This is a genomic window from Streptosporangium sp. NPDC049248 (genome assembly GCF_040678965.1).
Classification (GTDB): domain Bacteria; phylum Actinomycetota; class Actinomycetes; order Streptosporangiales; family Streptosporangiaceae; genus Streptosporangium; species Streptosporangium fukuiense.
The window spans coordinates 606,610-626,188 of the sequence record NZ_JBFAQY010000002.1 but is presented as its reverse complement, the minus strand read 5'-3'; the positions used below and the strand labels follow the sequence as shown (position 1 = coordinate 626,188).

Below are 19,579 nucleotides of genomic sequence, written 5' to 3'. Positions count from 1 at the left end.
CGGGGGCGGAAATCCTCCCCGAGCGCCACCGCGGGTAGGCTCCCGGTTCGTGCCGAGTATTCCGCAGCCCCTGGTCCCCGGCGACGACGGCGCCGCCGACGCCGCCGTGACATCCGCGCTCGCCGCCTTCGCCGCGGGGGAGGCGGAGGCCGGTGCGGTCGTCGCCGCGCTGAGCGGGACACGGCTGCTGGTGCCCGTGGTCGCCCTGCTGAAGGAGTCGGAGATCGGCGAGCACGGGTTGCGGCAGGAGAAGGAGAGCGAGATGGCTCTGCCGAAGCTCGTCGGCGCGGACGGGCGCGAGGCGGTGCTCTCCTTCACCGGGATGGAGCCGCTGCGGCGGTGGCGCCGGGACGCCAGGCCCATCCAGGCCACGATCCTTCAGGTCTGCCAGGCGGCGGTGCACGAGAACACCGCCGCGGTGGTGATCGACGTCGCGGGCCCGGTGCCCTTCGTGATCGAGGGTGCTCTGCTGCGGGCACTCGCCGCGGTCAAGTCGGGCACCCTTGACGAGCTGGGCCCCGAGGTCACAGTGGCACGGATGGAAGAGATCGCCGAGCCTCCCAGACGTCGGCGGTTCGGTTGGCCACCGCGTGGACGAGGTTGATCGTCAGAATCGCCGGGGCGATCACGGCGACGAACCCGCCGAAGTCGCGTTCGAAGACCAGGGCGAGGATCACGGCGGTCACGCCGTTCTGCTGGGCAAGCCCCAGGTGTACCCGGTCGATCAGCGGCAGGCCGTGGGTGAGCACCAGCGCGGCGACCATCTGCGCGGCGTACGCGGCCAGCCCGAGCAGCACCCCCATGCCCATGTTCGTCCCGCCGACGAGCAGCAGGCCCATCAGGAACGCGGACAGCGCGAACGCCGCGCTCACCGCCCGCCCCAGCCAGCGCGCGTCGGGCATGCGCAGGTAGAGCCCGGCGGTCGCCAGGCCGAGCATGAGGGAGCTCCACGCGGCCGACACGACGGCCCCGACCGCCGTCAGGTAGGTCAGCACCGGCGGAGCGTTCCTGACCAGCCGCCAGAGCAGGTAGACCCCGGCCGCGAACAGCACGTTCAACCCCAGGTCGGCGAAGTACGAGGCCGACAGGCCGCCCCCTCCCGAGCCGCTGACCAGTGCCGCCGCGTAGACGGCCAGGATGATCGTCACCGGGTCGTCGAAGGAGGACCACGCCCCGAGGATCGTCTTCGCCTGGCTTGAGAGCCGGCTGTTCCGCATCACCCCGGCGACCGAGAGCGGGTCGATCTGGGCGACCACCACCGCCATGATCAGTGCCCGGGGGTCGCCCGAGACGAGGTAGACGACACCGGCGATGAACGCCGTCTTGAGCAGCACCCCGACGGTGACCGCGAGCACGATCAGCCGGGAGTGCTCCCTGGCCTCGGCGCGGTCGATCCCGTGCGTGCTGCCGTACAGGCCGATCGCCAGCAACAGGCTGCTGAACAGCACGTACGCGCTTGAGTGTTCCAGATCACGCAGACCGCCCAGGTCGGCGGCCAGCCAGCCGAGACCGACGACGACGATCAAGAGCCCGATTCGGGCCACCGTTCACTCCCTGGGATGGATCGCAGGTGCCCCTGAGGTCTCGCGGGGCGTTGTCGCTGGTTGATCGGCGGAAGGGTGAAGTGCCCGCGGATCGTGTCCACGAGTTTGGCCATCTTGTCGTCGGCGACGTCGACCCTGCGCTGGTCCAGCGTCACCCCGATCAGGTAACGGGTCTCGTCGATCCAGTAGAAGAACATGGCCCCGCGCTCCACGTCGAGGACCGTGCGGATCAGGACGCCGCCCTCCAGCCGGCGCAGCTGCTGGTTGAGCCGCTGGGTGAGCCAGTTGAGCTGGTTGCCCGCCTTGAGATAGATCCTCCGGCGCTCCTCCGGGTCGGTGTCGTGGAAGAAGTGGGCCAGGTCCGCGTCGTCGAGCACGTCGGTGTAGAAACAGCACCGCAGGTCGCCGAAGTAGGCCACGAAGTGCAGGTCCTCCTGGTCGACCATGGCGACGCAGCTGGTCAGCGCCTTCTCCACCGAGGGGCCGATGTCCGGCAGGGTACGGATCAGGATCTCCGACTCGCCGATCACCCTGCGCTTGGTGGCGGTGGGCAGCGGGCCCATCCCGGCCTCCAGGTACGGCAGGTAGAGGCCCCGGCGATACTGGATGAGCAGGTAGACGCCGGTGACGAAGGCGAACGCGCTCACCCCCGTGGTGATCAGGCCGTGCAACTCGCCGGGCAGCCCGCCCCGCCAGAGCACGGGACCGAACGCCGCCACGAACCCCAGCACCACCTCGACAGCCGCGGTGCCCGTCAGCGCGATCACCATCAGCACCGGCAGCCGTGCCCTGATCCGGCCGAGCACGGTGGAGATGAGGGCGAGCATCACGATCACCAGGACCACGGTGGCCGCGCGGGCCACGTCGTACTCCTCGCCCTCGATGTACCAGGCGAGGAGTTCGAGCAGCACCGGAAGGAGAACGAATGACGCGATGACCGCGGGCAGCTTGCTGAAGCGATCCGTGTCCATGCGCACCGTCCCTCCGGACCTGGGGGTCGGATACAGCCTCCGTGATCATCGCGAGCCCCGTCAATGACCTTCGAGGTCACTTCGAACCCTCAGATCCCCGGCGGGGCAGGGGTTCGCGGATTATGGTCGCTCCGTGAGCGAGTATGCCGACCGGGCCCACCGGCCCCCCAGCCGTCCCCGGGTCCGCGGGGCGGTGGTCTCGTGAGTCTCGTGGCGGCGCCGCTCCTCCCGGTCCTGGCGGCGGCCGCGTCGGGTGCGGTGATCGGGCTGTGGACGCGGCGGGTGGTGGCCCGCCACTCGGCGCCCGACGGAGAGCGGCCCGGGCGGCCCCGGCCGGTGGCGGGGGCCGTGGAGGTGACCACCGCGGTGGTGCTGGCCGCTCTCGTACTGCGGGCGCTGTGGCCCGGCACGCCCGCGGGGACGGCGAGCACCGCGGCCGGCAGGGCGGGGGAGCTGCTCGCCTTCGGGGGACTGGCGGTGGTCGCCGTCGCCCTGTCCTTCGTCGACGTCGCCGTCCACCGGCTGCCCGACCGGCTCACCCTGGCCGCCTACCTGGGAATCGCCGTACCGCTCGCCGCGTCGGCCCTTGTCGACGGCCGCCTCGGCGATCTGCTCGGCGCGGGTCTGGGCGGCCTCGCCCTGGCGGGCTTCTACCTGGTGCTGCTCCTGATCAATCCGGCGGGAATGGGGCTGGGCGACGTCAAGTTCGCGGCGAGCCTGGGCACCGCCCTCGGCTGGCTGGGCTGGGACACCCTGGTCACCGGGGCCTTCCTCGGTCTGGTGGCCGGGGGCGTCTACGGGGCCGCCCTGATGGTCCTGCGCCGCGCGGGCCGCAAGAGCGAGATCCCCTTCGGCCCCTTCATGGCCGTCGGCGCCCTCGCCGCGGTCCTCACCGCGCTCTGACCGCCGGCGGATGTCTCACTGGGTGAACCGGGGCCATTCCAGTGAGCGACACATGGAAGACTTGTCAGCATGTTGCGTTGGCTGACCGCCGGAGAGTCTCACGGCCCCGAACTCGTCGCGATCCTGGAAGGCCTGCCCGCAGGGGTGGAGGTGACCACCGCCCAGCTGGACGAGGCGCTGCGCCGTCGCCGCCTCGGTTACGGCCGCGGGGCACGGATGAAGTTCGAGCAGGACGTCGTCACCATCGTGGGCGGGGTCCGTCACGGCCGCACGCTCGGCAGTCCCGTCGCCATCCGGGTGGGCAACACCGAGTGGCCCAAGTGGGAGACGGTCATGGCGGCCGACCCCGTCGACCCGGCCGTGCTGGAGGGGCAGGCGCGCAACGCGCCGCGCTCCCGCCCCCGTCCGGGCCACGCCGACCTCGCGGGCATGCAGAAGTACGGCTTCGACGACGCCCGCCCGGTACTCGACCGGGCCAGCGCCCGCGAGACCGCGGCCCGTGTCGCGCTCGGCCAGGTGGCGCGGAGCTTCCTCAAGCAGGCCCTCGGCGTCGACATCGTCAGCCACGTCGTCTCGATCGGCGGGGCGGCGACCACCCCCGGTGTCATCCCCGGCCCCGACGACCTGGCGGCGATCGACGCCGACCCGGTGCGCTGCGCCGACCCGGAGGGCAGCGCGGCGATGGTCGCCGAGATCGACAAGGCGCACAAGGACGGCGACACCCTCGGTGGCGTCGTCGAGGTGGTCGCCTACGGTCTGCCGCCGGGCCTGGGCAGCTACACCCACTGGGACCGCCGCCTCGACGCCCGCCTCGCGGCCGGCCTGATGGGCATCCAGGCGATCAAGGGTGTCGCCGTCGGCGACGGCTTCGAGACCGCCCGCCGCCCCGGCTCCCTGGCCCACGACGAGATCGAGAACACCTCCGGTGGCATCCGCCGGATCACCAACCGGGCCGGTGGCGTCGAGGGCGGCATGACCAACGGCGAGCCGCTGCGCGTCAGCGCGGCGATGAAGCCGATCTCCACGGTCCCCAGGGCGCTGGCCACCGTCGACGTGCTGACCGGCGAGGCGGCCAAGGCCCACCACGAGCGCTCGGACGTGTGCGCGGTCCCGGCCGCCGCGATCGTCGCGGAGGCCATGGTGGCGCTGATCCTGGCCGACGCCGCGATCGAGAAGTTCGGCGGAGACTCCGTCGAGGAGGTCACTCGTAACCTGTCCGGCTACCTCTCCTCGTTGGTGATCAAGTGAGCGGGCGCCAGGCCGGCGAGCCGCGGTCCAAGGAGGGCAGATGAGTCCCCGTGCAGTGTTGATCGGCCCTCCGGGGTCGGGCAAGTCGACCATCGGACAGCTCCTGGCCGACCGGCTCGGGGTCGCCTTCCGCGACACCGACACCGACGTCGAGCGCACGGCGGGCAAGCCGGTGAGCGACATCTTCATCGAGGACGGCGAGGAGATCTTCCGCGAGCTGGAGGCCGACGCCGTACGGCGGGCGCTGGCCGAGCACGACGGCGTGCTCTCCCTCGGTGGCGGCGCGATCCTCGCCGAGGCCACCTGCGAGCTGCTGGCCGAGCATCCGGTGGTCTACCTGGAGGTCGGTCTCGCCAACGCCGTCCAGCGGGTGGGCCTGGCCTCGGCGCGGCCGTTGCTCGTGCTGAACCCGCGCAGCCGGCTGAAGAAGCTGATGGACGCCCGCCGCCCCATCTACGAGAAGCTGGCCAGGATCGTCGTGGTGACCGACGAGCGCGAGCCCGGCCAGATCGTCGACGAGATCGTGAGAGGCCTGGAACCGTGACGATCTCCAGGATCAAGGTCGCCGGCGAGAGCCCGTACGACGTGGTGGTCGGCACCGGAGTGCTCGGTGAGCTGCCCGGCCTGCTCGGGCCGAAGGTCCGCACCGTCGCGGTGATCCACCCCGAGAGCCTGCCGGAGATCGCCCGCCCGGTCTGCGGCGCGATCGAGGCGGCCGGGTACGAGGTGGTCCCGCTGCCGGTGCCCGACGCCGAGCGCGCCAAGACCGTCGAGGTGGTCGCGGAGCTCTGGTCGGCCTTCGGCCGCGCGGGCGTCACCCGGTCCGACGCCGTGGTCGGCGTCGGCGGAGGGGCGACCACCGACCTGGCCGGGTTCGCCGCCGCCACCTGGCTGCGCGGTGTCAAGGTGGTGCAGGTGCCGACGACACTGCTCGGCATGGTCGACGCGGCCGTGGGCGGCAAGACCGGTATCAACACCCCCGAGGGCAAGAACCTGGTCGGGTCCTTCCATCCGCCGGCGGGGGTCCTGTGTGACCTGGCCACCCTGGTCTCGGTGCCCCGCGACGACTACGTGGGCGGCCTCGCGGAGATCATCAAGGGTGGTTTCATCGCGGACCCGAAGATCCTCTCTCTCATCGAGGACGACCCCGAGGGGGCCAGGCTCCCCGAGGGGCGGCACACCCGCGAGCTGATCGAGCGCAAGATCCAGATCAAGGCCGACGTCGTCGGCGCCGACCTGCGCGAGGGCGGCCTGCGGGAGATCCTCAACTACGGTCACACCCTGGCACACGCCATCGAGCGCGTCGAGCGGTACCGGATGCGCCACGGCGAGGCCGTCGCGATCGGCATGGTCTACGCGGCCGAGCTGTCCCATCTGGACGGCAGGATCGGCACCGACCTCGTGGAGCGGACCAGGTCCATTCTGACCTCGGTCGGGCTGCCCACCGCCTACCGCCGTGAGGCCTGGCCCGAGCTCCGCGACCACATGCGCCTCGACAAGAAGAGCCGCGGCGCCATGCTGCGCTTCGTCCTCCTGGACGACCTGGCGAAGGTGTCCCCGCTGTCCGATCCCTCGGAGGAGCTTCTCGAAGCCGCCTATCGGAAGATCGCCCGGTAAGCCTCACGGCGCCGGCGGGCGCGGCGACCCGGGGTTTGGGGTCGCCCCCGGGCGGGAGACGCCGGTCGTGCGCCAGGCGCGTGGCACGCCGTCGCCAAGAGCACCACCTGAACCCGGGCGACCCGGAACCTCCAGCGGGAGGCGGCCCCTGACGATCCCGGTGCCGGGGTCGCCGGGGGCCGAGGCGGTTTCAGGAGGCGCTGAGGCGCTTGAGGGCGCTGCGGACCTTCGCCGGGTCGTTCGTGGGCCAGAAGGGCGGCAGGGAGTCGCGCAGGAACCCGGCGTAGCGGGCCGTCGCCAGCCGGGGGTCCAGCACCGCGACCACGCCCTTGTCGTGCTGGCTGCGGAGCAGGCGGCCCGCGCCCTGTGCGAGGAGCAGCGCGGCGTGGGTGGCGGCGACCGACATGAACCCGTTGCCGCCCTTGGCGGCCACATGGCGCTGGCGGGCGGAGCTGAGCGGGTCGTCCGGGCGGGGGAAGGGGATGCGGTCGATGATGACCAGGCGCAGCGAGGGGCCGGGGACGTCGACGCCCTGCCAGAGGGAGAGCGTGCCGAACAGGCAGGTCGGCTCGTCCTCGGCGAACTGCTTGACCAGCAGCATCGTGGAGTCGTCGCCCTGGCAGAGCAGCGGCACGCTCAGCCGGTCGCGCAGGGCCTCGGTGGCCGCCTTGGCGGCCCGCATCGAGGAGAACAGGCCGAGGGTGCGGCCCCCGGCGGCCTCGATCAGCTCGGTGATCTCGTCGATGTAGGCCTCGGGCAGGCCGTCACGCCCCGGCTGGGGCAGGTGCTTGGCGACGTAGAGGATGCCGCTGCGGGGGTGGTCGAAGGGAGAGCCGACGTCGATGCCGTTCCAACCGGCCCGGCTCTTGCCGGCCTTCTTCCCGGACCTGGGGTCGGCGCGCTCCTCGCCTGTCTCCTCCGCCTCCTTCCTGCCGCCCTCGGCGCCAAGGCCCCACTGGCGGGCCAGACCGTCGAAGGCGCCGCCCAGGGCGAGCGTGGCCGAGGTCAGGATGACCGTACGGTCACCGAAGAGCCTGTCGCGGAGCATGCCCGCCACGGTCAGCGGTGCCACCCGCAGCAGGGGAGGCCGCCGGTCGGTGCCCGCCTCCAGCCAGACCACCTCGGCCCGGTCGACCTCCTCGGCGTGGCCGAAGGCGTCGAGCATGCGCTGCGCGGTGTCGTGCACCTCGTCCAGGGAGGTGAAGGCCGCCTTGCGCAGTCCCGCGCCCTCCGGGTCGTCCTTGTCGCCGGTGCGCGGGCCAAGGGCGGTGATGCACGCCCACGCCGAGTCGCGGATCAGGGCGAGCGTCAGCCCGAGCACATCGGGAAGCTCGTCGAGGCGCCCGGCGGGGGCTGCGGCGAGGAGGGCCTTGAGGTCCTCTCCGGCCTCCATGAGCCGGTCGGCCAGGTGCTGCTCGATGAGCTTGCCGACCCGCCGCACGGTCACCGCGACCATGGTCTCCGACAGCTCGCCGCTGACCACCGAGGTGACGCGGTCGACCAGCTCGTGGGCCTCGTCGACCACGACCACCTCGTGCTCGGGCAGGAGCGGGAAGTCCTCCATCGCGTCGATGGCGAGCAGCGCGTGGTTGGTCACGACCACGTCGGACTCGCCGGCGCGGGCGCGGGCCAGTTCGGCGAAGCACTCCATGCCACTCGGGCAGCGCGTGGCTCCCAGACACTCCCTGGCGCTGACCGAGAACTGGCGCCAGGCCTGCTCGTTGACGCCGGGGACCAGCTCGTCGCGGTCACCGGTCTCGGTCTCGTTCGCCCACTCCTGGATGCGCTGGACCATCCGGCCCGTCGCGTTGACCTCCCGGGGGTCGAAGAGCTGGTCCTGCTCCTCGTCGGGCCACCCCGCGCTCGCCTTGTAGCGGCACAGGTAGTTGCGGCGGCCCTTGAGGATCGCGAACGTGGGCTCGTGCGGCAGCTGCGGGGCGAGGGCCTTGGCGAGGCGGGGCAGGTCGCGGTCGACGAGCTGGCGCTGGAGCGCGATGGTGGCGGTGGAGACGACCACGGCCCCCTTGGAGGTCATCGCGTGCCTGATCGAGGGGATCAGGTAGGCCAGTGACTTGCCGGTGCCGGTGCCCGCCTGGACGGCCAGGTGGTCGCCCGACTCGATCGCGTGCTGCACCGCCCTCACCATGGTGATCTGTCCGGGGCGTTCGACCCCGCCCACCGCCTCGACGGCGGTGCTCAGCAGATCCTCAACCGGGGGGATATCCACCTTTGAGGAGACGTCTTCGGGAGCGGTGATGGAGTCGGTCGGCACGACAGCCAACCGTACCGGCTCGCCCCGACAAGCGTGGCGGCTCCGGCGGGGGCGGTGCGCCCCCGTCTTCCTCGCCGACTCCGGAAGACCGGCACCTCCGGTTGGTGATCCACGTGTCGCGGGTCCTGTTCCCGGTTCGGAAAGACGACCCGCCGGATCATCACCGGGGTGCTCCCGCGCGCGGTCATCGGGATCGCCGCGCGCAGGCCCCGTCGTTCACGGCGGGGAGGAAACGCGGAAAACGGTGCCGTCCGGTGGCGGTGAGTGACAGACTCGGTGCGTGCCGGTGACGGAAATGCTCAAACTCGCGCCCTCGCCCGAGCGGGGGCAGAGGCAGTGTGCGGACCTGCGCTCGTGGGGTTCTCATCGACCGCGGATGTTCGTGACGTACAAAGTGATTTCGGCCGGGGTGGTCGTGCGGCCGGTGGATCCGCGCGGCACCTTCCGCAGCTGTCCGGGGAGCGGCCATATCGACACACGGAATCGTTCTACCCGGGATGACTTTCGCGGTGTTTCGTGCGGGCTCGCCGGCCCGGCGGATTACTTCGCGGCGATCGATATCGGCCGCCGGGCGGTGTGCCACGTTGCCGGCGACGCGGCCTGAACCGTCGAATCCATCGACGGCGAGGAGTTGCCGCCCCGGCCCCGGGGCCGGGAGGCTGACCTGGGCGTATGGCCTTTCCCTTGTGAGGGTCAAGCCTGGGAGGACATCTGGGCCCTGGAGCGGGTTCCCCTGCTCTTGAGCTTACGCTCGGATATAGTCCCCTTTAGGTGTTCCAATGCGTACCCTTTGCTCGTTAGGCGGTGACCGAGAGTGATGGTCGGCGTGACGGTGTCCGCCGCGATTGCACTGCGATTGCGCCGCGTGAGGTGCGATTGCCCTGCAAAGTCCCTGCTCGAACTGGATGTTTGGGGCGTTTGAGTACATTATGTCCTCCATGTCGGAAGTTGTCCCGTTGCCGTCGTTCGGCGAGGTGTTCTTTGACGAGCGTGGCCAGGAGCGGGTGCTCCGGGTCACCTGGCACGAAGGCACGCTGGTGCTGAGCCTGTGGCGCGGCGAGATGTGCACCGCGAGTTTCCGCATGCCCATGAACGACGTGGGGCGGCTGGTCGACACCCTTGACGAGGGCTTCGTCCAAGCCGGTGGGCAGTACCCCGACGAGGTGGGCGAGCCCGTTCACCCCGAGCAGCGCCCCCCTGCCGAGCAGCAGGTCCACAGTGAGTATCCCGGCACCGGTCAGTACGCCAGACCGCGGCCCGAGGACTACGCCCAGCCCCAGCAGTATCCCGACCCGTCCGGTCACGTCCCCGTGCCGGAGGAGCCCCGCCAGGTTCCCGCGCTCGGGCCGAACGACGTGCTCGTCGCGCGGGGAGTGGTGCCTCCGCCGGATCGGCCCGACTGGTCGCAGGATCGGATGGCGCCGGGGCACGGCTCCTCCGACGCCGTGCCGCGCGAGAACATGATCGTGAACGACGCCCTGCCCTACGGGCAGCCGCACTCCTTCGATCCGCTCGGTACGGGCCCGGTGTCCGGTGAGGCCGCCTACCAGATGCCGGGCGGCTACCCGCCCGCGCAGCAGCCCGCTCCGTACGGCGCCCAGCAGCCGGACCCCTACGGTGCGCCCGCGCAGCAGCCCGCCGACCGGTTCGGCGCCCAGCAGTCCGATCCGTACGGCGTGCCGCCCCAGCAACGGCCCGTCGACCCGTTCGCGCCGCACGCCGACCAGTTCCCCAACTCCGCCCGCCGGCCGGACCCCGACCAGTACGGGCAGGGGAACTCGACGGACCCCTTCGGGTTCGCCGCCCAGCAGCAGGCCGGGGGCCACGGGATCCAGCAGCCCGACCCGTACGGTTATCCGGCTCCCGCGCAGCCGGATCCCTACGCGTTCGGCACCGCACAGCCGCACCAGGCCGGTCATCCCGCCGACCTCAGAGACCTGTACGGCTCGCCACCCGCCTACCCGCAGCAGGACGTCGATCCGTCCGACCCGCTGGGTCTGGGAGGCCAGTCCGCGCCCGACCAGAGGCTGCCGCGCCCCTATCTCCAGGACCCGCCGCACTCCACGGGCGAGAGGCTCCGCCCCGAACAGGGCTACGACGACCGGTACGACCGCCGCCATGACGAGCACCAGTACGACGACAGGCGCCGCGAGGGACGGCGCCGCGACAACCGGGACGAACGCCGGGAGTGGTGACTCTCCAGGGGACGTGAGTTCCCCGGAGGCGGGTTCCGTCGTGTCCCGGGTACGAGATCCACATCCGGGAGTAGCGTCGTTCTGTCCGCCGAATGTGAGGTCCGGCGCTGTGTGACGGTGTCCGCCGTCCCGGCCGGTTCACGAGGCGCGCGGAGGCACGGAAGCCGATCGATCCCTATCGGGCGGGGTGGCGTGGACCAGTCGACCGTGGTGCAGACACTGGCCGTGTCGGTCCTCGGCATCGCGGTGGCCGCGGTCGCCAGGCGCAGGGGGTGGCCGACGCCGCTGCTGCTGGTGCTCGCGGGCCTGGTGCTGTCGCCGATCTTCCCCGAGTACGAGCTCGACCCCGACCTGGTCCTGCTGGTCTTCCTGCCCCCGCTGCTCTACTCGGCGGCGGTCGACAGCTCCTACCTGAGGCTCAAGGACTTCCGCAGGCCGATCGGGCTGCTCTCGATCGGCCTGGTGCTGTTCACCACGCTGGTCGTCGGGTGGATCACCCACCTGCTCCTGCCCGAGCTGCCATCGGCCGCCGCGTTCGCGCTGGGCGCGATCGTGGCCCCACCTGACGCGGTCGCCGCCGTCGCCGTGGCCCGCAGGCTCGGGTTGCCCCGCAAGACGGTCACCATCCTGGTGGGGGAGAGCCTGTTCAACGACGCCACCGCGCTCACCGCCTACCGGGTGGCGGTCGCGGCCGCGCTGGGAGGGGGCATCACCTGGCTGGAGGTCACCGTCGACTTCGCCCGGTCCGCGGTGGGCGGGGTGCTGATGGGCCTTGGGCTCGCCTGGATCCTGGCCCGGGTGCTGATCCGGCTGCGTGACCCGCTCATCGAGAACACCGTCATGCTGCTCGCCCCGTTCGCCGTCTACCTGGCGGCTGAGAGCGTGCACGTCTCCGGTGTGATCGTCGTGGTGATCGTCGGGCTCTACATCGGCCATCGCCTGCCCAGGGCGGGCTTCGGTACCCGGCTGCTGTCCGAGGCGGTCTGGCGGGTTCTCGGGTTCTTCCTGGAGACGATCGTCTTCGCGCTGATCGGTCTGCAGTTCTGGCCGATCATGAGAGGGCTGGAGTGGGCCGACCCGTGGAAGCTCGCCGGGATGGCACTGGTCGTCTTCGCCGCCGTGGTGGTCACCAGGGTGGTCTGGCTCGTGCCCGGCATCTACCTGCCCCGGATCCTGTCCGCGAAGATCCGCGAGAGCGAGCCCCACGCGCCGACCTGGAAGCAGGTGGCCGTCGTGAGCTGGGCGGGCATGCGCGGAGTGGTCTCCCTCGCCGCGGCCTTCGCCATCCCGCAGACCCTGCGAGGCCGCGACCTGCTGCTCTTTCTCACCTTCTCGGTGGTGATCGGCACCCTCCTGGTCCAGGGCCTGACGTTCCCGGCGCTGATCCGCAGGTTGAAGGTCTCCAACGAGCGGGAGATCTACACCGACAACCTGGCCGAGGCGGCCGCCCAGCAGGCGGCCACCTCCGCCTCGCTGGCCCGGCTGGACGAGCTGGTGGGCGAGGGCGTCGACGAGGTCTATCGGGAGGTCGTCGACCAGCTCAGGGCACGTGCCGAGCGCCGTACCCTCACCGCCTGGGAGCGACTGGGCAGCGGTACGGGACCACAGGGGGAGGAGACGCCCAGCACGGTCTACCGGCGGCTCCGCCGTGAGATGCTGGTGGTCGAGCGCGAGGTTTTCGTACGCCTCCGCGACGAGCGGCGCATCGACGACGAGGTGCTCCGCCGGGTTCTCCACGAGATCGACTTCGAGGAGGCCATTCTGGAGCGCGACTAGCCTCGGTCAGCCGCCCTGGGTGTAGGCGGTCTTCCACCGCGAGCACCGCCCGGTCGGCCGTGCGGAGGTGCCCCGGCAGGTCCTCACCTTGATCTGCAGGACTCCGCCGACGTTCTTGCGGAACGTCCCCGGGCCGGTGACGCAGTTGTAGTAGGACGCCGTGTGCCACCGTCCGCTCTGAGCGCTCAGGTAACGTACCTGGGCCCATGAGCAGCCCGAGCCGCGGCTGTCCTCCACCGTGCCGTACACGACGAGGCCCGACTGACCGACGGCGACCTTGCCCCAGGCCACGGCGAGTCCGTCGGTGGAGTAGAGGGGGCCCCACTTCCAGACCGTGGGGGCGGCGGTGGCGGCCAGGGCCGGGGCTGGAGCCGGGCCGCCGAGAGCGAGCACCGCGGCGGCGGTCAGACCGAGCAGGACACGAAGACCGGTACGCATGGAGTGGTTCCAAACTCTTGAGCATCTTTACAGATCAAGAGATAGGCCCTCGCGCTTGGAAGAGACTTGTGGCTGACAACATCCCCGCGGGGCGGAGGAACCCGGCCGCCGCCGGTCAGCCGATGATTTTGTCCACGTAGCACCACCGCCAGTCCTCGCCCGGTTCGAACGAGGCGATGACCGGATGGCCGATCACCGTCGCGTGGGCGGTGGCGTGCTTGTTGGGAGAGGAGTCGCAGCAGCCGACGTGCCCGCAGGACAGGCACTTGCGCAGGTGAACCCAGCGATCTCCGGTCGCGAGGCACTCCTCGCACCCCTGCGGTGTGCGCGGCGCCGGGTCCTGGGCCTGCGCGAGATGTTGGCAGATCGGCATGGTCTTCCCTTCGTTCGAACACTGGTGATCGTACGCCGGGGCCGTGGTCCGGCCCCCACCGCCTCGCGGTCCGGGTAACGAGCCGGCCGACGGGCACCTGCCGCACCGGCTCGTTGGGTAGGGTCTGGGCATGCGACCCCTTCCGCGACGAATCCCCGCCCTCGCCGCCTCAGCGCTCGCCGCCGTCCTGATCACCACCGGCTGCTCCGAGATCCAGGAGGTGAGCCAGGGCATCGACAAGGCACAGCAGTGCGTGCAGGCCGCGGGCATCGTCACCGAGACCGTCTCGAAGGTCTCCGGTCTGCTCAACGACCCCGCCGCGATGGAACAGGCGCTGAAGGACGGGGGCGCCAAGCTGGGCGACCTGGCCGACAAGGCGGCCAACACCTCGCTGAAGGAGGCGGCCGACAGCGTCTCCAACACCCTGGAGGGCTTCAACGTCCCCGATGCCAACAGCGCCATCGACACCGCGCAGAAGGTGGCGACCGACTCGGTGCGGTGGGTCGAGCAACTGACCAACGCCTGCGGGTAGCCCTCACCTGCGGGGGCTCCGCCAACCCGGGTTCTCTATGGGGAATGTGGCTGAAATAGCGTCGTTCTCATGAAGCCTCCGGACCGTGAACCGGACCCCCGGTTCACCCTCGCCAACGAACGCACCTACCTGACCTGGCTGAGCACATCGCTCGCGCTGAGCGCGGGCGGTGTGGCCATGGCCGCGGTCTCCGCCGATGTCTTCGTCCCGTGGATGCGGACCCTGCTCGCGGTGGTCCTGGTGTCGTTGTCGGCTCTGGCGGCCGCGATGGCCTACCCCCGCTGGCGCCGCGTCCAGCACGCCCTGCGCAGTTCCGCCCCGCTGCCGCCGCCCGCCCTCGCACCACTGTTCGGGTACGGGGTGGCGGCGGTCGCCGTGCTCGCCCTGATCCTCATCCTGCTGTCCCGATGAACGGGCCCTGGGACGAGGGGCTGCAGAGCGAGCGGACCCAGCTCGCCTGGATACGTACCAGCGCCCTGCTGGCCGTCACCGCCCTGGCCGGCGCGGGCATCGCCCTGCGCGCCGGCACACCCCTGACGGCGATCGTCCCCTTCGTTCCGGCCCTGCTCTGCGCCGGCCTGCTGCTGACCCACACGGGCATCCGCTTCCGCCGGGTCCAGGAGGCACTCCACCAGAGCCGTCCCCTCGACAACCGGGCCGACGCCCTCATCGCCTGGCTCGGTACCCTCGCCACCGTGGCCGGAGCCGCCGCCTTCGTGCTGGCGGGGTTCGGAAAGTAGGGAACACGCGGCGTGCCACGCTCCGACGATCCATCCGGTGTCGAGGGCGGGTCCGATGCCGGGCCGGATCAGGTCCGGTCAGGGGCGGGGTTCGCCGCCGAGGGCGACGGTCTCGGCGACCTCCGCGTGGCGCTCGGCCTCCTCGGCGGCGAAGCGCTCGGTGTCGAGCCTCTCGGCGATGTCCTCGTCCTGCCGCATCAGCGCCTCCAGGCTCTGGCCCGCCATGTCCAGCACGCCCATGTCGGCGTAGGCCTGTTGCAGGCGAGGGCTCCACAGCCCGATGTCCTTGACGCAGGGAACGATGCGACTGAAGAGCAACGAGCGGAATAGCTGGAGATATTGGGACTTGTCAACGGATTCCATGGCATCAGCGACCTCGGCCTTGTTCAGCCCCAGGTTCTCCCAGGTCTCCTGGCCGCGCAGCCGGTCGCGCATCAGGTAGCAGCCCTCGATGACGAAGTCCTCGCGCTCGCGCAGCTCCGACTCGCTGAGCTGACGGTAGTAGTCGCGCAGTGCCATCCGGCCGAAGGCCACGTGCCTGGCCTCGTCCTGCATGACGTAGGCGAGGATCTGCTTGGGCAGCGGCTTGGTGGTGATGTCGCGCATCACGCCGAAGGCGGCCAGGGCGAGGCCCTCGATGAGCACCTGCATGCCGAGGTAGGGCATGTCCCAGCGGGAGTCGCTCAGCGTGCTGTCGAGCAGCGACTTCAGGTGCGGGTTGATGGGGTAGGCCAGCCCGACCTTCTCCTGGAGGAAGCGGGCGTAGGTCTCGGCGTGGCGGGCCTCGTCCATGGTCTGGGTGGCGGCGTAGAACTTGGAGTCGAGGTCGGGGACCGACTCCACGATCCTGGCCGAGCAGATCATCGCGCCCTGTTCCCCGTGCAGGAACTGGGAGAACTGCCAGGAGGCGCCGTGCAGGCGCACCTCCTTGCGCTGCTTTTCGTCCATCCGCTCCCAGAGCGGGGTGCCGTGGATCGCGATGGTCTCGTCGGGGATGCCGAGCACGTTGTACGGGTCGACCTCCAGGTCCCAGTCGATGCGTTTGACCGAGTCCCACTGCTTGTCCTTGCCCTTCTGGTAGAGGGCGAGCATGTGGTCCCTACCGTTGTCGTACTCCCAGGTGAAGCGGGCGGCTCCGGCCGCCTCGACGTCCCACGTGGAAAGCTCGGTGGGAATGGTGTAGAGATCGTGTGTCGACATGCGGCCTCCAGAGACGTACACCGTACGTACGCAACGAGCGTGCCACGTACACTGTACGTACGTCAATGGAATCAATGAGGGGACAATGGTCATATGCCTGCCGAGCCACTGTCCCGAGCGCGCATCGTCACCACGGCGATCGACCTGATCGAGCGGGAGGGCGCCGACGCGGTGTCCATGCGCGCGATCGCCGCCGAACTGGGCGTGGGCGTGATGTCGCTCTACAACCATGTGCCGAACAAGGAGGCGCTGCTGGACGCGGTGGCCGAGACCGTGCTGTCGCAGATCGAGTTCACCGACGACCCGGACGCCGAATGGACCGATCGGGTGCGCATGCAGGCGCTCGCCTTCCGGCAGATCGCGCACCACTACCCGCGGTGCACGATGGTGGTGGTCAGCCGCCAGCTCCGTTCCACCGCCGGGCTGCTCCCGGTGGAGCGGGCGCTGGCCACGCTGCGCGGCGCTGGCTTCGGGGGCGACGAGGCGGTGCGCGCCCTGCGGGTGTTCATCGCCTACATCGTGGGCTCGCTGCTGAGGGAGGTCGGGGTGACCCCGACGTTCGCCCCGGTGCACCGATCCGACATCCGCGTCGGTGAGGTCGACCCGCTGCTGTTCCCGCAGGTCGGCGAGCTGGCTCCGGCACTCCACGAGTGCGACCACGAGGCGGAGTTCGCGTTCGGCCTCGAACTGCTCATTCAGGCGATGGCCCTGCAGCTCAAGAGGTGACGCCCGGAACCTCGCGGCCCCGGGCGCCGGGAGAGCCTTCCCTTCCCCTGGACACTCTCCATGCGGGTCAGTACCAGTTGCTCGACCGGAAGTGACCCCACGCGCCGCACGGTGACCCGTAGCGGCTCTTGATGTAGCTCAGACCCCAGTGGATCTGCGTGATCGGGTTGTACCGCCAGTCCCCGCCGCTGCCGCCCATCTTCGAGCCGGGCAGTGCCTGCGGGATTCCGTACGCACCCGAGGAGTGGTTGTAGGCGCGGTGGTTCCAGTTGCTCTCCCTGGTCCAGAGACTGTCCAGGCAGCGGAACTGGCTGTGCGGCCACGCGCGGCGGGAGACGAGACGATAGGCGATCGTCTTGTTCCTGCTCTTGGCGGTCCTCGCGACCGCCTTCACCCTTGGCTTCACCTGGGTGACCCAGGTGAGGCGATGGACGGTTCTCGCCGTCCCTTTCCTGGACGACTCGGCCGTGCTGTCGGCCTGTCCCGAAGTCGAGGACCCGACCATCGCCGAGGCGGCGAGAACGGTCACGACTGTGTTGCGCAGAACGCGGTAGCTGTTCACATGGATCCTTGTCCTTGGGCCGCGTGCGGAAGTCGCAGGAGGGCACCTGGGTGCTCTCGTGCGGCCGTAGATCCGGCGCCCGTGGCTCGGGCGGGGAACGTCCGCGCGGTCTCGCCGGCCGGTTTCCGGCATGAGACGCCGCGGCGGTCTCTCTAGGCGGCTTTCTAGTACGCGAGAGAGTGTCGGACAGGGGGATGGGACACGCGAAGGGAAGGTGTTTGCCCGATCTTCTTGATCTACGGGAGATTCGGCGAGGGTCCGGTTACGACCGGCGAATCGCCCATGCGTGGAGACGGTGTGAAAATCACCCCGTCATGGGGTTTCAGATCACCGCTCCGGGATCATTGGATCAGTACCAGCCCCGCGAGCCGAAGTGCGCCCACGCCCGGCACGGCGATCCGTAGCGCTGCTTGATGTATCCGAGTCCCCATCTGATCTGTGTCCTGGGGTTGGTGCGCCAGTCGCGGCCGGCGCTGGCCATCTTGCCCGCGGGCAGCGCCTGCGGGATACCGTACGCGCCCGAGTAGCGGTTGCGGGCGCGGTGGTTCCAGTTGCTCTCCCTGGTCCAGAGCCTGCTGAGGCAGTCGAACTGGGCCCTGCTCCAGCCGTGCGCGGCCACCATCGGCCTGGCGACGGCCTGGTTGCCCGTTCTCGCCGAGGACGCCTGGGCGACCGTGGTGGTGGTGCCGAGGGTGAGCGCCGAGGCGATCACCAGCACACCGGTACGGCGTAGCGTCGACATGGGACTCCCTTGTGCCTTGGGGGTGGGGACGGCCGCCACGATGCCCGGCGATTCGCCGCCGGGCCAGTCGACAGCGCCTGTCAGGAGCCATGTCAAAGATCGGTAAGAGAATGATCAAAGTCTTGGTGAGGGGGGCGCCGTCTCACCTGTGGCCTCTGTCACATTTCACTTTATGGACGACATAACTCTCAAATGTGACAGGGGGATTAGGGTGCGGAGCATGGGAATCCGTGATATCGCCATCCACACTCTTTCCGACGCGCCCACCACCCTGGCCGAGCTGGCCGGAGATCGGGCGGTCCTCGTCGTCAACGTCGCCTCCAAATGCGGCCTGACCCCCCAGTACGCGGCTCTCGTCGACCTCCAGCGGACCTACGGCGACCGGGGTTTCACGGTCGTGGGGGTGCCCTGTAACCAGTTCTACGGACAGGAGCCGGGCAGCGCCGAGGAGATCCAGGAGTTCTGCTCCACCACCTACGGCGTCGACTTCCCGCTTCTTGCCAAGAGCGAGGTCAACGGCGAGGGCCGGCACCCGCTCTACGACCTGCTCACCCAGACCGCCGACGGCGAGGGCAAGGCCGGCGACGTCGAGTGGAACTTCGAGAAGTTCCTCGTCTCGAAGGACGGGGAGGTGCTCGCCAGGTTCCGGCCGCGCGTCACGCCCGACGATCCCGCGGTCATCGAGGCGATCGAGAGGTCCCTCTAGCCGCGCAACTGCCCCTGACGATCAGCTCGGTGGGCAGCAGCACCCCGCGCGGCCGCCTGGTGCCGCCGCGCAGCACCAGTTCGGCGGCGCGGTAGCCGATGTCCTGGGCGGGCTGGGCGATCACCGTCAGTGGCGGTGAGCACAGCTCCGCCCAGGGCACGTCGTCGAACATGATCAGAGACAGGTCCCTGGGGATGCGCAGGTCCAGCTCCCTGGCCGCCAGCACCGCCGCCTCGCCCAGCAGGTTCCCTCCCGCCAGTACGGCGGTCAGGTCGGGCCGGTGCTGGAAGAGTCCGGCCGCGGCGGCGTAGGCGGAGTCGCGGCTGCCGCGGGCGACCACGACCAGTTCCTCGTCGACAAGAGGGCCGAGCGCCTGCCGGAAGAAGGACAGGCGCTGTTCCTGGCCGGGACCGCCCAGGTAGGCGATGCGACGGTGACCCAGCCCCGTCAGGTAGTCGACCGCGGTCCTGATTCCCGCGCGGTCGTCGGCCAGCACCGCGGGGATGTCGGAGTGCCCGGGCGAGAGCCGGTGCGCGAACACGGTGGTCAGCCCGGCCCGCAGGGTCGGCGCCCAGCCGTCGCCGTCACCTGAGGGGACCGCGACCACCCGGTCCACGCCCTGTTCGAGCAGCGTGCCGATCAACTCGGCCTCACGCTCGGGATCGTCGCCGGTGGCGCCCAGGATCACCGGCTCTCCAGCCGAGCGCGCGCAGGTGAGCACGCCGTCGGCCAGGCGGCCGTAGAAGGTGTCGGTGATGTCGGGCAGCAGCAGCCCGATCCCGCCCGAGCGTCGCTGGCGCAGGTTGCGACCGAGCGCGCTGGGCCGGTAGTCGAGCTGGGCCGCGACGTTCAGCACCCGTTCCCTGGTCTCGGGACTCGCCGATCCGCCGGACAGAACCCGGGACACCGTGGCGACCCCCACCCCGGCCGCCTCGGCGACATCCTTGATCGTTGTGCGATGCCTGTTCATGGAAACGATTCCATCATGCTTTCCGTGTTCGATCCAGCGCGAAGCGATAACGACCGCCTTGCTG

Annotated in this window: 21 protein-coding genes and 1 pseudogene; 13 read left to right on the top strand and 9 right to left on the bottom strand. The window is 70.4% G+C overall.

Features of this window, described 5'->3' with window-relative positions; translation table 11 throughout:
- The first annotated feature begins 49 nt into the window (after positions 1 to 49).
- Positions 50 to 604: an SseB family protein gene (locus tag AB0K21_RS06605; RefSeq protein ID WP_364148342.1), complete on the top strand. Its 555-nt coding sequence runs from the start codon at positions 50 to 52 to the stop codon at positions 602 to 604.
- Here the strand turns inward: AB0K21_RS06605 and AB0K21_RS06600 are convergent.
- Complete coding sequence (locus tag AB0K21_RS06600) at positions 525 to 1,544, bottom strand: hypothetical protein (RefSeq protein ID WP_343983237.1); 1,020 nt, start codon at positions 1,542 to 1,544, stop codon at positions 525 to 527. The genes AB0K21_RS06605 and AB0K21_RS06600 overlap by 80 nt on opposite strands.
- Positions 1,523 to 2,515, bottom strand: coding sequence for a hypothetical protein (locus AB0K21_RS06595; protein WP_364148339.1), 993 nt, complete (start codon positions 2,513 to 2,515; stop codon positions 1,523 to 1,525). The genes AB0K21_RS06600 and AB0K21_RS06595 overlap by 22 nt, the downstream gene beginning before the upstream one ends.
- A gap of 201 nt (positions 2,516 to 2,716) precedes the next feature.
- Between AB0K21_RS06595 and AB0K21_RS06590 the strand changes: the two genes are divergently transcribed.
- The 4 genes from AB0K21_RS06590 (at position 2,717) to aroB (ending at position 6,283) form a co-directional block, all read left to right on the top strand.
- Positions 2,717 to 3,418, top strand: a complete 702-nt coding sequence (locus AB0K21_RS06590) for an A24 family peptidase (RefSeq protein WP_364148336.1) — start codon at positions 2,717 to 2,719, stop codon at positions 3,416 to 3,418.
- Positions 3,419 to 3,487: 69 nt separating this feature from the next.
- Positions 3,488 to 4,666, top strand: coding sequence for a chorismate synthase (gene aroC / locus AB0K21_RS06585; RefSeq protein ID WP_343983227.1), 1,179 nt, complete (start codon positions 3,488 to 3,490; stop codon positions 4,664 to 4,666).
- Between the two features lie 40 nt (positions 4,667 to 4,706).
- The gene (locus AB0K21_RS06580; protein ID WP_343983224.1) at positions 4,707 to 5,210 is read left to right on the top strand and encodes a shikimate kinase; all 504 of its coding nucleotides are present in this window, start codon (positions 4,707 to 4,709) and stop codon (positions 5,208 to 5,210) included.
- Positions 5,207 to 6,283 carry a 3-dehydroquinate synthase gene (gene aroB / locus AB0K21_RS06575; protein ID WP_364148333.1) on the top strand — a complete coding sequence of 359 codons (1,077 nt, stop codon included), beginning with the start codon at positions 5,207 to 5,209 and terminating at the stop codon, positions 6,281 to 6,283. The genes AB0K21_RS06580 and aroB overlap by 4 nt, the downstream gene beginning before the upstream one ends.
- Positions 6,284 to 6,473: 190 nt before the next feature.
- On the opposite strand, the gene AB0K21_RS06570 is transcribed toward aroB, so the two are convergent.
- Positions 6,474 to 8,555, bottom strand: coding sequence for an ATP-dependent DNA helicase (locus AB0K21_RS06570; protein ID WP_364148330.1), 2,082 nt, complete (start codon positions 8,553 to 8,555; stop codon positions 6,474 to 6,476).
- 376 nt (positions 8,556 to 8,931) lie between these two features.
- Here AB0K21_RS06570 and AB0K21_RS06565 point away from each other — a divergent pair, with 376 nt between their 5' ends.
- The 3 genes from AB0K21_RS06565 (at position 8,932) to AB0K21_RS06555 (ending at position 12,526) form a co-directional block, all read left to right on the top strand.
- Positions 8,932 to 9,159, top strand: coding sequence for a zinc ribbon domain-containing protein (locus AB0K21_RS06565; protein WP_343983215.1), 228 nt, complete (start codon positions 8,932 to 8,934; stop codon positions 9,157 to 9,159).
- A 334-nt stretch (positions 9,160 to 9,493) separates the two neighbouring features.
- Positions 9,494 to 10,750 (top strand): hypothetical protein, encoded by a 1,257-nt coding sequence (locus tag AB0K21_RS06560; protein ID WP_343983212.1) that lies wholly within the window; start codon positions 9,494 to 9,496, stop codon positions 10,748 to 10,750.
- A gap of 192 nt (positions 10,751 to 10,942) precedes the next feature.
- On the top strand, positions 10,943 to 12,526 hold the full coding sequence (locus tag AB0K21_RS06555; RefSeq protein ID WP_343983209.1) for a Na+/H+ antiporter: 1,584 nt from the start codon (positions 10,943 to 10,945) through the stop codon (positions 12,524 to 12,526).
- A gap of 6 nt (positions 12,527 to 12,532) precedes the next feature.
- Here AB0K21_RS06555 and AB0K21_RS06550 read toward each other — a convergent pair whose 3' ends face one another.
- Both AB0K21_RS06550 and AB0K21_RS06545 read right to left on the bottom strand, forming a co-directional pair.
- Complete coding sequence (locus AB0K21_RS06550) at positions 12,533 to 12,964, bottom strand: hypothetical protein (protein ID WP_364148326.1); 432 nt, start codon at positions 12,962 to 12,964, stop codon at positions 12,533 to 12,535.
- Between the two features lie 115 nt (positions 12,965 to 13,079).
- A complete protein-coding gene (locus AB0K21_RS06545; protein ID WP_343983203.1) occupies positions 13,080 to 13,337 on the bottom strand; it encodes a UBP-type zinc finger domain-containing protein in 258 nt (85 codons plus the stop codon).
- 130 nt (positions 13,338 to 13,467) lie between these two features.
- On the opposite strand from AB0K21_RS06545, the gene AB0K21_RS06540 reads away from it, so the two are divergent.
- From AB0K21_RS06540 to AB0K21_RS06530, 3 genes are all read left to right on the top strand, one after another.
- Positions 13,468 to 13,869, top strand: a complete 402-nt coding sequence (locus AB0K21_RS06540; protein ID WP_343983201.1) for a hypothetical protein — start codon at positions 13,468 to 13,470, stop codon at positions 13,867 to 13,869.
- 69 nt (positions 13,870 to 13,938) lie between these two features.
- A complete protein-coding gene (locus AB0K21_RS06535) occupies positions 13,939 to 14,280 on the top strand; it encodes a DUF202 domain-containing protein (RefSeq protein WP_343983198.1) in 342 nt (113 codons plus the stop codon).
- Complete coding sequence (locus AB0K21_RS06530; RefSeq protein WP_343983195.1) at positions 14,277 to 14,609, top strand: DUF202 domain-containing protein; 333 nt, start codon at positions 14,277 to 14,279, stop codon at positions 14,607 to 14,609. Before AB0K21_RS06535 ends, AB0K21_RS06530 begins: the two co-directional genes overlap by 4 nt.
- A 78-nt stretch (positions 14,610 to 14,687) precedes the next feature.
- Here AB0K21_RS06530 and AB0K21_RS06525 read toward each other — a convergent pair whose 3' ends face one another.
- Positions 14,688 to 15,809 carry a ferritin-like domain-containing protein gene (locus AB0K21_RS06525; protein ID WP_343983192.1) on the bottom strand — a complete coding sequence of 374 codons (1,122 nt, stop codon included), beginning with the start codon at positions 15,807 to 15,809 and terminating at the stop codon, positions 14,688 to 14,690.
- 93 nt (positions 15,810 to 15,902) lie between these two features.
- Here AB0K21_RS06525 and AB0K21_RS06520 point away from each other — a divergent pair, with 93 nt between their 5' ends.
- A complete protein-coding gene (locus tag AB0K21_RS06520) occupies positions 15,903 to 16,535 on the top strand; it encodes a TetR/AcrR family transcriptional regulator C-terminal domain-containing protein (RefSeq protein ID WP_343983189.1) in 633 nt (210 codons plus the stop codon).
- Between the two features lie 67 nt (positions 16,536 to 16,602).
- On the opposite strand, the gene AB0K21_RS06515 is transcribed toward AB0K21_RS06520, so the two are convergent.
- Entirely contained in the window at positions 16,603 to 17,097 is a 495-nt protein-coding gene (locus tag AB0K21_RS06515) for a transglycosylase SLT domain-containing protein (RefSeq protein ID WP_030923427.1), read from the bottom strand.
- A 349-nt stretch (positions 17,098 to 17,446) separates the two neighbouring features.
- Positions 17,447 to 17,746: pseudogene (locus tag AB0K21_RS06510) on the bottom strand (transglycosylase SLT domain-containing protein); the annotation flags it as partial.
- Between the two features lie 313 nt (positions 17,747 to 18,059).
- On the opposite strand from AB0K21_RS06510, the gene AB0K21_RS06505 reads away from it, so the two are divergent.
- A complete protein-coding gene (locus AB0K21_RS06505) occupies positions 18,060 to 18,545 on the top strand; it encodes a glutathione peroxidase (RefSeq protein ID WP_343983182.1) in 486 nt (161 codons plus the stop codon).
- Here AB0K21_RS06505 and AB0K21_RS06500 read toward each other — a convergent pair.
- Entirely contained in the window at positions 18,517 to 19,515 is a 999-nt protein-coding gene (locus tag AB0K21_RS06500; RefSeq protein ID WP_343983179.1) for a LacI family DNA-binding transcriptional regulator, read from the bottom strand. The two genes, AB0K21_RS06505 and AB0K21_RS06500, sit on opposite strands and share 29 nt — an antisense overlap.
- Positions 19,516 to 19,579: the final 64 nt, after the last annotated feature.